The 11,887-nt window shown below is 70.3% G+C and carries 10 protein-coding genes; all 10 read left to right on the top strand.

Annotated features, from left to right (window positions below):
• Window positions 1-113 precede the first annotated feature (113 nt).
• The 10 genes from ACQPYK_RS37565 (at window position 114) to proB (ending at window position 11,876) form a co-directional block, all read left to right on the top strand.
• A complete protein-coding gene (locus tag ACQPYK_RS37565) occupies window positions 114-338 on the top strand; it encodes a hypothetical protein (RefSeq protein WP_433242168.1) in 225 nt (74 codons plus the stop codon).
• A gap of 103 nt (window positions 339-441) precedes the next feature.
• On the top strand, window positions 442-1,869 hold the full coding sequence (locus tag ACQPYK_RS37560; RefSeq protein ID WP_433242165.1) for a hypothetical protein: 1,428 nt from the start codon (window positions 442-444) through the stop codon (window positions 1,867-1,869).
• Window positions 1,866-2,762 carry a phosphotransferase family protein gene (locus ACQPYK_RS37555; RefSeq protein WP_433242162.1) on the top strand — a complete coding sequence of 299 codons (897 nt, stop codon included), beginning with the start codon at window positions 1,866-1,868 and terminating at the stop codon, window positions 2,760-2,762. Before ACQPYK_RS37560 ends, ACQPYK_RS37555 begins: the two co-directional genes overlap by 4 nt.
• Before the next feature lie 18 nt (window positions 2,763-2,780).
• Window positions 2,781-4,691, top strand: a complete 1,911-nt coding sequence (locus ACQPYK_RS37550; protein WP_433242159.1) for a TIGR03960 family B12-binding radical SAM protein — start codon at window positions 2,781-2,783, stop codon at window positions 4,689-4,691.
• Between the two features lie 103 nt (window positions 4,692-4,794).
• Window positions 4,795-5,574 carry a TIGR03936 family radical SAM-associated protein gene (locus ACQPYK_RS37545; RefSeq protein WP_433242156.1) on the top strand — a complete coding sequence of 260 codons (780 nt, stop codon included), beginning with the start codon at window positions 4,795-4,797 and terminating at the stop codon, window positions 5,572-5,574.
• Between the two features lie 95 nt (window positions 5,575-5,669).
• On the top strand, window positions 5,670-8,459 hold the full coding sequence (locus ACQPYK_RS37540; RefSeq protein WP_433242153.1) for an Rne/Rng family ribonuclease: 2,790 nt from the start codon (window positions 5,670-5,672) through the stop codon (window positions 8,457-8,459).
• Window positions 8,460-8,644: 185 nt separating this feature from the next.
• Window positions 8,645-8,947 (top strand): 50S ribosomal protein L21, encoded by a 303-nt coding sequence (rplU, locus tag ACQPYK_RS37535; RefSeq protein WP_030924785.1) that lies wholly within the window; start codon window positions 8,645-8,647, stop codon window positions 8,945-8,947.
• A 19-nt stretch (window positions 8,948-8,966) separates the two neighbouring features.
• Window positions 8,967-9,224, top strand: coding sequence for a 50S ribosomal protein L27 (gene rpmA, locus ACQPYK_RS37530; protein WP_012893687.1), 258 nt, complete (start codon window positions 8,967-8,969; stop codon window positions 9,222-9,224).
• Window positions 9,225-9,329: 105 nt separating this feature from the next.
• Window positions 9,330-10,682, top strand: a complete 1,353-nt coding sequence (gene obgE / locus ACQPYK_RS37525; protein ID WP_433242148.1) for a GTPase ObgE — start codon at window positions 9,330-9,332, stop codon at window positions 10,680-10,682.
• 69 nt (window positions 10,683-10,751) lie between these two features.
• On the top strand, window positions 10,752-11,876 hold the full coding sequence (proB, locus tag ACQPYK_RS37520) for a glutamate 5-kinase (protein ID WP_433242145.1): 1,125 nt from the start codon (window positions 10,752-10,754) through the stop codon (window positions 11,874-11,876).
• Window positions 11,877-11,887 lie beyond the last annotated feature (11 nt).

The raw sequence follows: 11,887 nt of genomic DNA, 5'->3' as shown, positions 1-11,887 counted from the left end.
CCGGCCAACATGAGAGCCGCCCGCATGTCCGTGACCCCCGATTCTCACTGGCGTCGCGGGAGTCAAGCGAACATTCTGGGAACGATGACGGAACTCGCGATGACGGAGGGGCCGTGATATCGGAACTCGCCGAGCGGCAACGGGCACTCGAACTGCTGCGTACCGCGTTTCCCGACTATCGGATCGTCTTCAGCAAGGGCCGCTGGGCCGCGGTGTCGGCGGGCAGCCCGCCGTCGGTCTGGTTCGCCGAGACCCCGAGCAGCCTGTGCGGGCAGCTCTTCCAGGCCCAGCTCCGCAACGGCGGGACGGTCAGGCCCTTCGGGGGCGGCGGTTCATGACAGGAGCGCCCTCCGGGATCGGCGGCGGTTTCTCATGTCCCCCCGGCGCCGATCATCGCACTAGCGTGGAGGCACCCCCTTCGGAAAACGGCTGGGAGAGCCGATGACCCATAGCTCACGTGGCGGAGACCGGGCCGCGCTGGCCTGCGCGACGATCATCCGTAACCGGACACTTGCCTCCGTCTCCGGTCCGCCGTCCGCGGCGCTCATCCAGCAGATGGTCGATGAGATCCACGCCTGCTGCCCGCAGCAGACCCGGTTCAAATGCCGCAGGCTCGCGCACGGGTGGACCGTGGAGGAGGCCATCGAGCACTTCCACGCCCTGTGCGACCGGGATGGCGTCAAGCGACGCGGGCTGTCCGAACGCTCCTGGCGGGAGTGGGAGGCGGGAGCCCGGCCCGACCGGGACTACACCGACCTGCTGTGCCGCCTGTACGAGACCGGGCCCGTGCAACTCGGCTTCGCCAACGACTACACCCCCGAGGAGCTGCGGTCGGTGCCGTCCGCGCCTCCCGCCCTGGACATGATCACGGTGGCGGCCGACGAGGCGGGCGCGCACGCCGAGGAGGCCGAGGCCAGCGAGCTCGGCTCGGGGGCGCTGGAGCGGTTGCGCACCCAGGTGATCTGGGTCGGCAAACGTTACGTGGCGGAAGCCCCGCTGCCGCTCTTCGTGGAGATGCGGGAGCTGCAGGAACGCACCCGCAGGGCGCTGGACAAGCGTATCCACCCGGGGCAGGCCCGGGACCTCTACTTCCTCACCGGCGCGCTGTGCGGGCTGATGGCCAACGTCAGCATGGACATGGATCGCCGGATTCCCGCCGACACCCTCGCCCGGGCCGCGTGGACCTACGGCAAGGTGGCGGGGCATCCGCCGCTGATGGGCTGGGCTCGCGGCATGCAGTCCTCGGTGGCGCTGTGGGACCGGCGGCACAGCGACGCGGTCAGATACGCCGAGGAGGGGCTGACCTACGTGAGCAGGGGGGCCGGCGCCACCCGCCTGCACATGCTGCGGGCCCGCTCCTACGCGATGCTGGGCCAGGACAGGCAGGCCACGGAGGCGCTCCACCAGGCGGCCGACGCCCGGACCGCCGGGACCGACGAGCTGCACGACGAGATCGCCGGGGAGTTCGCGTTCCGCCCGGCCAAGGAGCGTTACTACGCCGCGGTCACCCACCTGCACCTCGGTGCCCCGCAGGCGGCCATCGAGTCGGCGCGCGAGTCGCTGTCGCTGTACGCCGCAGGGGATCCGGAGAACCGCTCCTACGGGTGCGAGTCCATGGCCAGCGCCCATCTGGCGATCGCCCACCTCATGGAGGGGGACGCCACGGGCGCGGAGGACGCCATGGCGCCGATCCTCGCTCTTCCCCCCGACCGGCGCATCGGCAGTCTGGGGGCGACCCTCAGCACGGGCCGCGCCCTGCTCTCCTCCCGGCCGGGGGGAACGCAGATGGCCCGGCAGATCGAGAGTTTCTGCGCCCTCGGCCTGCCCCAGCACGCCCGGTACGCGATCTCAGACAGGAGCGGACGATGACGATAGCCGCCGAAAGGTCGCTCCTCACCCGGGCGGCCGGGGCGCTCGGCCAGGCCTGCCGGGACGCCGGGCTGGACAGCACCGGCTTCACGCTGCTGCGCGACTTCGCCAACACCGTCTACCACCTGCCGGCCCAGAAGGTGGTGGTACGGCTGGCACAGGCGACCACTCCGGGCAAGCTGGACCGGCTGACGACCTCGGTCCGGGTCACGCGCTGGCTGCTGGAGCAGGGCTTTCCCACCATCCGGCCGCTGAACGTCAAGCAGCCGGTCGTCGCGGAGGGATTCCTGGCGACCTTCTGGCACCACGAGGAGCACATCGGGCCGCCACCCGACCCGGCGCAGCTGGGCCCGTTGCTGCGAAGGCTGCACGATCTGCCCGCCGTGCCGTTCGAGCTGCCGACCCATGACCCTTTCGGCGCGGTGCGCCGAGCCATCCTGGCCAGTCTGGCGCTCGGCGACGACGATCGCGGCTGGCTGCTCGAACGCTGCGACGTCCTCGCCGAGGCCTACTACGAACGGCTGCAGTTCGTCCTGCCGTACGGGCTCACGCACGGCGACGCCCACCGGGGCAACATGATCCGCACGCGTGACGGCTTCCTGCTGTGCGACTGGGACGGGGTGTGCGCGGGGCCGCGGGAGATCGACCTCATCCCGACCCTGCAGGGGGTCCGGTTCGGGCTGACCGAGCGGCAGCGGTCCAACTTCAGCGAGGCCTACGGCTACGACGCGACGCGTTGGAACGGTTATCGGGTGCTGCGGGACATGCGTGAGCTGCAGACCCTCACCGCGGTGTTGCGCAACGCCCACCGCGACCAGCGGGCCCACGACGAGCTGGAGCACCGGCTCGCCTCGCTGCGGGCGGGGGACGAGCGCCTGTGGCACCCTTTCTAGACGGATAGGCTTGATGGCATGTCTGTCGAGTCGCTGTTTCCCCGCCTGGAAGCGCTCCTGCCCAAGGTGCAGAAGCCGATCCAGTATGTCGGAGGTGAGCTCAACTCGACCGTCAAGAACTGGGACGAAACCACGGTCCGCTGGGCCCTGATGTACCCGGACGCCTACGAGGTGGGCCTGCCCAACCAGGGCGTTCAGATTCTCTACGAGATCCTGAACGAGATGCCCGAGACGCTGGCCGAGCGGACCTACGCCGTCTGGCCCGACCTTGAGGCGCTCATGCGGTCCGAGGGCGTCCCCCAGTTCACGGTCGACGCTCATCGGCCGGTGCGGGCGTTCGATGTGTTCGGGTTGTCGTTCTCCACCGAGCTCGGTTACACCAACATGCTCACCGCGCTCGACCTGGCCGGCATCCCGCTGAATGCCGCCGACCGAGGTGACGACGATCCGATCGTCCTCGCGGGCGGCCACGCGGCCTTCAACCCCGAGCCGATCGCCGACTTCCTCGACGCCGCGGTCCTGGGCGACGGCGAGCAGATCGCCATCGCGATCACCGAGGTCATCCGCGAGTGGAAGGCGGAGGGCTCGCCCGGCGGACGTGACGAGCTGCTGATGCGGCTGGCCGAGTCCGGCGGGGTCTACGTGCCCAAGTTCTACGACGTCGACTACCACGCCGACGGCCGGATCCGGCGTGTCGCGCCGAACCGCTCGGGCGTGCCGTGGCGGATCCACAAGCACACGGTCATGGACCTGGACGAGTGGCCGTATCCGAAGAAGCCGCTGGTCCCGTTGGCCGAAACCGTGCACGAGCGGTTCAGCGTGGAGATCTTCCGCGGCTGCACCCGTGGCTGCCGGTTCTGCCAGGCCGGAATGATCACCCGCCCGGTCCGGGAGCGTTCGATCACCACGATCGGCGACATGGTCGAGGCGGGCGTCAAGGCGTCCGGGTTCAACGAGGTCGGCCTGCTGTCGCTCTCGTCGGCCGATCACTCCGAGATCGGCGAGGTCGCCAAGGGCCTGGCCGACCGTTACGAGGGCACCAACACCTCGCTGTCGCTGCCCTCGACCCGGGTCGACGCCTTCAACATCGACCTGGCCAACGAGTTCTCCCGCAACGGCCGTCGCTCCGGACTGACGTTCGCCCCGGAGGGCGGCTCCGAGCGGATGCGCAAGGTGATCAACAAGATGGTCACCGAGGAGGACCTGATCCGGACCGTCACCACCGCCTACACCCAGGGCTGGCGGCAGGTGAAGCTCTACTTCATGTGCGGCCTGCCCACGGAGGAGGACGCCGACGTCCTCGGCATCGCGGACCTGGCCAAGAAGGTCATCAAGGCCGGCCGCGAGGCCACCGGGTCGCGGGACGTCCGCTGCACGGTCTCCATCGGCGGGTTCGTGCCCAAGCCGCACACCCCGTTCCAGTGGGCGGCCCAGGCCGACCACGAGACGGTGGACCACCGGCTCAGGGCGTTGAAGGACGCCCTGCGCGGTGACCGGGAGTACGGCCGGGCCATCGGCCTGCGCTATCACGACGGCAAGCCCTCGATCGTGGAGGGCCTGCTCTCCCGGGGCGACCGCCGGGTGGGCGAGGTCATCCGCGCGGCGTGGGAGGACGGCGGCCGGTTCGACGGCTGGAGCGAGCACTTCTCCTACCAGCGCTGGATGGACGCGGCGGCCAAGGCGGGCGTCGACGTCGACTGGTACACCACGCGCGAGCGCGAGGAGAACGAGGTTCTGCCCTGGGACCACCTCGACGCGGGTCTCGACCGCGAGTGGCTCTGGCAGGACTGGCAGGACGCCGTCAACGACGTCGAGGTCGAGGACTGCCGCTGGACCCCGTGCTACGACTGCGGCGTCTGCCCCACGATGGGCACCGAGATCCAGATCGGGCCCACGGGGAAGAAGCTGCTGCCACTGACGGTTGTCTGAGGTAGGCCGTGCGTGAGCACGGCCTACCCTGAACTGACGACCACGACTTGGGAAGGACGACACCACCCTGAAACCCGCTCCCGACGGGCCTCCGCCCGCGCCCGTGGCGCAGCGCCTGCGCGTTCGCTACGCCAAGCGAGGCCGCCTGCGCTTCACCAGCCACCGTGACATCTCCCGGGCCGTGGAGCGCGCGGTCCGCCGCGCCGACGTTCCGGTGGCGTTCAGCGCGGGCTTCTCACCCCACCCCAGGATCTCCTACGTGGGCGCGGCCGCACCCACCGGAGTCGCCAGCGAGGCCGAATACCTCGAGATCGCCGTGACGCGCGAGTGCGACCCCGACATGCTCCGCGCCGCGCTGGACACCTCGCTTCCGCCCGGCCTCGACGTGCTCGACGTCGTCGAGGCAGGAGCCGGAAGCCTGGCAGACCGGCTGGAGTGCTCGGCGTGGGAGCTGCGGCTTCCGCAGGCCGACCCGGCCCTGGCCCGGGGGGCGGTGGAGCGGTTCCTCACCACCGAGCGAGTAGAGGTGGAGCGCCTGACGAAGAAGGGCCCGCGCCGCTTCGACGCGCGGGAGGCGGTGCTGAGCCTCGGGGTCATTGAGGAAATTGCGACAACAGCAGGTCAGGCGTCCAGTCAGCCATGTGTCATACTTCGCATGGTTGTACGGCACGCAACTCCTGCCGTTCGACCCGACGACGTTCTTACTGGATTGCGTCTTGTGGCTGACTTCGCGCCGCCGGTGCCCCCCGAGGTGACCAGGCTGGCGCAGGGACCGCTGGACGTGCGCACCGGTAAGCCCGCCGACCCGTTCGACCTGGACCGCGACATTACGCGCGGCGGCGAAACGGAACCGGCGGGCCAGTACGTCGGCGGCGACCTATAGGACTTGGCGCCGGGCCCAGGCTCGGCGTACAGCGAGAGACGAGAGCTCCCGCGCGGCGCGGAGACGCGCCCGGGAGCTGACGGGAGAACGCCCGCATGCTCGATAACGAGCCCAACGTCGGGGTCAATGGCCCTGGCGGGGACATGACCGAACAGAAGACAGAGCCGACACGTCGCCGGCGGGCCGCAAGCCGGCCCGCAGGACCTCCGCCGGAGGAGCCCGAGCCCGCCCCGCAGGCGGTGACGACCGTGGCGCAACCCGCCGTGCCGGCGGCCACAAAGCCGGCGAAGGAACCGGCCGGAGAGCCGGAGACTCCCGCCGCGGCGGCGGAGCCGGACGGCTCGGCCACGCCCGAACCCGAAACGGTTCAGGAGACGGCGCCCAAGCGCGCCACCCGGCGCAAGGCGGCCACGACGGCGTCGACGACCACCACCCGGCGTAGCCGTGCCAAGAAGGCGGAGCCCGAGGTCGCCCCTGAGCCGGTCGCGGAGCCCGTGTCCGGGCCGGTGTCCGAGCCGGTCGGGGAGACCTCCGCCGAGCCGGTTTCCGAGCCGGCCGCCCAGGAGCCTCCCGCACCGGTCAAGCGCAGCCGTACCCGCAGGAAGGCCGTCCAGCAGGACGAGCTGATCGAGATGGAGCGGGTCGCCGACATAACCACCGCCGAGGCCGAGGAGGTCGCGGCGGCCCTGCTGCTCGCGATGCCCGTCGATGAGCCGCTGGACGACGAGCCCGCCGGTGAGGACGTCACCGAGGAGCGCCCAGGCCTGTTCGTCGACCCGTTCGGTCTGACCGCGCAGGAGCGCACCGAGGTTCCCTCGGTGACCTTCCAGGCACCGGCGGCGGTGTTCCAGCCGCTGTTCCAGGCTCCCGACCCCTACCGGGCCGAGCAGTCGGTCGTCCGTCCCGCCCCGGTGCAGCAGCCCGCCGCTCCGGTGCAGCCGTCCGAGCCGGAGCCCGCCGAGATCGAGGCCGAGACCGCCGAAGAGCCCGAGGACGATGACGCGGAGGGCGACGACGAGGCCGGTGGCCGTCGCCGTCGCCGTCGCAGGGGCGGCCGTGGCCGGGGCAAGACGCGCGAGCTGGACGAGGCCGAGGACGACTCCGAGCAGCCCGAGGACGAAGCGGCGCCCGAGACCGACCAGGAGGAGGAGGCCGAGGGCGGCGGTTCGCGTCGCCGTCGCCGCCGGCGGCGCAGGGGCACCGAGGAGGCGGGCGAGGTCCAGGACGACCCGCCGAACACCGTGGTGCGCATCCGCGCCCCCCGGGCCGGGCGCAGCACCTCGATGGACGAGGTGCAGAGCGTGCGCGGCTCGACCCGCCTGGAGGCCAAGAAGCAGCGTCGCCGCGAGGGCCGCGAGCTCGGCCGCAGGCGTCCGCCGATCATCACCGAGTCGGAGTTCCTGGCCCGCCGGGAGTCCGTCGAGCGCATGATGGTGGTCCGCCGCACCGGCGGCCGGACCCAGATCGCGGTGCTGGAGGACGGCGTCCTCGTCGAGCACTACGTCAACCGCGAGGCGAGCCAGTCCTACGTCGGCAACGTCTACCTCGGCAAGGTGCAGAACGTCCTGCCGAGCATGGAGGCGGCGTTCGTCGACATCGGCAAGGGCCGCAACGCGGTGCTGTACGCCGGTGAGGTGAACTTCGACACCGCCGGGCTGGAGGGCCAGCCCAAGCGGATCGAGGTGGCGTTGAAGTCCGGCCAGTCGGTGCTGGTGCAGGTCACCAAGGACCCGATCGGTCACAAGGGCGCGCGTCTCACCTCGCAGATCAGCCTTCCCGGCCGCTACCTGGTCTACGTGCCCGACGGCTCCATGACCGGCATCAGCCGCAAGCTCCCCGACAAGGAGCGCACCCGTCTCAAGAGCATCCTGAAGAAGGTGATGCCGGAGAACGCCGGCGTCATCGTCCGCACGGCCGCCGAGGGCGCGTCGGAGGAGGAGCTCGGCCGCGATGTGGCGAGGCTGTCGGCCCAGTGGGAGAACATCCAGCGCAAGGCCAAGTCGGCCAGCGCGCCGGAGCTGCTGTCCTCTGAGCCCGACCTGACCGTCCGGGTGGTGCGTGACGTCTTCAACGAGGACTTCACCTCCCTGGTCGTGGCGGGCGACGATGTGTGGGAGACGGTCGACGAGTACGTCCGCTACGTCGCCCCGCACCTGGCCGACCGGCTCTCCAAGTGGGACGAGGGCGGCGACGTCTTCGCCGCCTACCGGATCGACGAGCAGATCGCCAAGGCGATGGAGCGCAAGGTCTGGCTGCCCAGCGGTGGTTCGCTGGTGATCGACCGGACCGAGGCCATGACCGTGGTCGACGTCAACACCGGCAAGTTCACCGGCCAGGGCGGAAACCTGGAGGAGACCGTCACCCGCAACAACCTGGAGGCGGCCGAGGAGATCGTCCGTCAGCTCAGGCTGCGGGACATCGGCGGCATCATCGTCATCGACTTCATCGACATGGTGCTGGAGAACAACCGGGACCTGGTGCTGCGGCGGCTGCTGGAGTGCCTGGCCCGCGACCGCACCAAGCACCAGGTCGCCGAGGTCACCTCGCTCGGCCTGGTACAGATGACGCGCAAGCGGGTCGGACAGGGCCTTCTGGAGGCCTTCTCCACCGTCTGTGAGTGCTGCAACGGCCGCGGCCTGCACGTCTCCACCGAGCCGGTGGAGAGCAAGCCGGAGCCACGTGGCACCCAGGGCAAGATGGCCGTGGAGAAGGCGGTCGCCGAGAAGCTCGGCAAGGACGCCGGTCACGCCGTCGCGGCAAAGGACCAGTCCGGCCGTGATACGGTGACCGATGCGCTTGATGGCGTTCCGGTTGAGGACGCACAAGCCATCCAGGCTTCCGGCCGGGGGCGGCGACGCTCCCGCAAGGCCAAGTCGGCCGAATAGGTCGGCAACTCCCGACGTTCCGCCCGGTTCGACCAGGACACCGGTAATCCGGTACCCTGGTGAACCGGTGCGCTCATGGCGCGCCCTGTTCGCGCGCCTACCTGGTTCGTCGGTCAAATCAGTGACCATAGCCGGATGCGGGGCGCAGCATCCAGCGAGCAAGTAGTCAGAAGAAGGGTTCCGCGGTGTACGCGATCGTTCGTTGCGGCGGCAGGCAGCAGAAGGTCTCCGTCGGTGACGTCCTCGAGGTGGACAAGGTCGCCGGCGAGGTCGGTTCCACGGTTTCGCTGCCGACGGTGCTCGTCGTCAACGATGGCGACGTGACCACCGAGGCGGGCAAGTTCACGGTTGCCGCCGAGATTCTCGGTGAGACCAAGGGTCCGAAGATCCGGATCCTCAAGTACAAGAACAAGTCCGGCTACAAGAAGCGCCAGGGTCACCGCCAGCGTTACACGCAGGTGAAGATCACCGGCATCGACCAGGCCTGAGTTTCGGGAGTTTTGCGAGATGGCACACAAGAAGGGCGCGTCGTCCACTCGGAACGGGCGTGACTCCAACGCACAGCGGCTTGGCGTGAAGCGCTTCGGCGGCCAGCTGGTCAACGCCGGCGAGATCATCGTCCGCCAGCGTGGCACCCACTTCCACCCCGGCGACAACGTCGGCCGCGGTGGCGACGACACACTGTTCGCGCTGGCCGCCGGCCACGTGCAGTTCGGTGTCAAGCGCGGGCGCCGCGCGGTGAGCATCGTCCCGGTCGCGGAGTAGATCCGCACCGACAGACGTTAACGACAGGGGTGGATCGCATGCAGCGATCCACCCCTGTTGGTGTTATAAGCGGGTATTTCCGCAGATGGGGGTAGGAGGGCAGACATGCCGGACTTTGTGGACCAGGTGGTCCTGCACATCAAGGCCGGTGACGGGGGACATGGCTGCGCCTCTGTGCATCGGGAGAAGTTCAAGCCGCTGGGCGGCCCCGACGGCGGCAACGGCGGCCGCGGCGGCGACGTGATCCTGGAGGTCGATCCCAACACCGCCACGCTGCTGGAATATCACCGCCGCCCGCACCGCAGGGCCGATAACGGCAAGCAGGGGTCGGGCGCCAACCGCGACGGCGCCAACGGCGGTGACATCATCCTCCCGGTGCCCGACGGCACCGTGGTCAAGGACGCCGAGACCGGCGAGGTCCTGATCGACCTGGTCGGCGCCGGCACCCGTTACGTGATCGCCGAAGGCGGCCACGGCGGTCTCGGCAACGCCGCCCTGGCCAACGCCAAGCGCAAGGCCCCCGGGTTCGCGCTGCTCGGTGAGCCCGGTGACGAGCTCGACGTGATGCTGGAGATGAAGAGCGTCGCGGACGTGGCGCTGGTGGGCTTCCCGAGCGCGGGCAAGTCCTCCCTCATCGCGGCCCTCTCCGCGGCCCGGCCGAAGATCGCCGACTACCCGTTCACCACCCTGGTGCCCAACCTCGGCGTGGTGACCGCCGGTGACACCGTCTTCACCGTCGCCGACGTGCCCGGCCTCATTCCGGGCGCCTCGGAGGGCAAGGGCCTGGGACACGAGTTCCTGCGCCACGTCGAACGGTGCAACACGCTCGTGCACGTGATCGACTGCGCCACCATGGAGCCCGGCCGCGACCCGATCAGCGACTTCGAGGCGATCGAGGCCGAGCTGAAGGCGTACGGCAAGCTGGAGGACCGGCCACGCCTGGCCGTCCTCAACAAGGCCGACGTGCCCGACGCCCGCGAGCTGGCCGAGATCGTCCGGCCGATGCTCGAGGAGCAGGGCCTGCGGGTCTTCTCGATCTCCGCGGCCACGCACGAGGGCCTCAAGGAGCTGACCTACGCCATGGGCGAGATGGTCGCCGCCGCCCGGGCCGCCGCGCCCGTGGCCGAGCCGACCCGCCTGGTCATCAAGCCCAGGCAGCTCGGTGACGCGGGCTTCAGCGTGCGCCGGGTCGACGACAACACCTTCCAGGTCACCGGGGTCAAGCCGGAGCGGTGGATCCGCCAGACCGACTTCACCAACGACGAGGCCGTCGGCTACCTGGCCGACCGGCTGGAGCGGCTCGGTGTCGAGGAGGAGCTCACCAAGGCCGGGGCCACCGCCGGAGCCGAGGTGGTCATCGGGTCCATGGAGAACGGCTACATCTTCGACTGGCAGCCGACGCTCAACGCCGAGGCCGTGCACCAGGGCCCGCGCGGCTCGGACAACCGGCTCGGATAGCCTGCCCTCCCTCCTGTAAGTCCCGGGGCAACCCCGGGAGACCCTGTCCCTGCGAAAGGTGCGTCTGTCGTGGACTCTGCGCGCGATCGGATCCGTACGGCTTCACGCCTCGTCGTGAAGGTGGGTTCGTCCTCGCTCACCACTCCGCAGGGGATGATCGACGTCGACCGGGTCGATGCCCTGGTCGACGTGCTCGCCGCGCGGCGCGGGACCGGCACGCAGATCGTGCTGGTCTCCTCCGGCGCCATCGCGGCCGGTCTCGGCCCGCTGGGCCTGTCCAGCCGGCCGCGTGACCTCGCCACCCAGCAGGCCGCAGCCTCGGTCGGGCAGGGCGTGCTGGTCGCCCGATACACCTCCTCCTTCGCCCGGTACGGCCTGCGCGTGGGCCAGGTGCTGCTGACCGCCGACGACATGATGCGCCGCTCGCACCACGTCAACGCCGAGCGCACGCTGGGCCGGCTGCTGGAGCTGGGCATCGTCCCGGTGGTCAACGAGAACGACACCGTGGCCACCGACGAGATCCGCTTCGGCGACAACGACCGGCTCGCCGCCCTGGTCGCCCACCTGATCCGCGCCGACGCGCTGGTGTTGCTGTCCGACGTGGACGCTCTCTACGACGGTGATCCCCGCCGTCCCGGCGCCCGCAGGCTCGGTGACGTGCGCGGTCCGGAAGACCTGGTCGGGGTCGAGTTGGGGAAGGGCGGCGCGGTCGGCACCGGCGGAATGATCACCAAGGTGCAGGCGGCCAAGATCGCCACCGGAGCCGGCGTGCCCGTCGTGCTGACCGCGGCCGCACACGCCGCACAGGCTCTCGCGGGCGTCGACATCGGCACCTACTTCCACCCGGGCGGCCGCCACCCCGGCACCCGGCTGCTCTGGCTGGCCCACGCCACCACCGGTCGCGGCCGGCTCCACCTGGACCCCGGTGCGGTCGAGGCCGTGGTGAGCCGTCGCAAGTCGCTGCTGCCCGCCGGGGTCACCGCCGTCGACGGCGATTTCGCCGCCGGGGATCCGGTGGACCTGTGCGGGCCGATGGGCCGGGTGGTCGCCCGCGGTCTGGTCAACTTCGACGCCGGGGAGATCCCGGAACTGCTCGGCCGCTCCACCCGGGAGCTGGCCACCAGCCTCGGTCCGGAATATGAACGCGAGCTCATCCACCGTGACGACATCGTCATACTGGAGTCTCACCACTAGTTCCAGGGGAG

The organism is Streptosporangium sp. CA-135522 (assembly GCF_050949235.1).
Taxonomy (GTDB): domain Bacteria; phylum Actinomycetota; class Actinomycetes; order Streptosporangiales; family Streptosporangiaceae; genus Streptosporangium.
The sequence above is the reverse complement of the archived record's forward strand: the minus strand, read 5'-3'. Positions and strand labels throughout refer to the sequence as shown.

What these genes read in the sequence shown, in the direction of transcription:
- ACQPYK_RS37560 (WP_433242165.1), top strand. Translation starts at nt 442, where the DNA reads ATGACCCATAGCTCACGTGGCGGAGACCGGGCCGCGCTGGCCTGCGCG.
- ACQPYK_RS37555 (WP_433242162.1), top strand. Translation starts at nt 1,866, where the DNA reads ATGACGATAGCCGCCGAAAGGTCGCTCCTCACCCGGGCGGCCGGGGCG.
- ACQPYK_RS37550 (WP_433242159.1), top strand. Translation starts at nt 2,781, where the DNA reads ATGTCTGTCGAGTCGCTGTTTCCCCGCCTGGAAGCGCTCCTGCCCAAG.
- ACQPYK_RS37540 (WP_433242153.1), top strand. Translation starts at nt 5,670, where the DNA reads ATGCTCGATAACGAGCCCAACGTCGGGGTCAATGGCCCTGGCGGGGAC.
- rpmA (WP_012893687.1), top strand. Translation starts at nt 8,967, where the DNA reads ATGGCACACAAGAAGGGCGCGTCGTCCACTCGGAACGGGCGTGACTCC.
- obgE (WP_433242148.1), top strand. Translation starts at nt 9,330, where the DNA reads ATGCCGGACTTTGTGGACCAGGTGGTCCTGCACATCAAGGCCGGTGAC.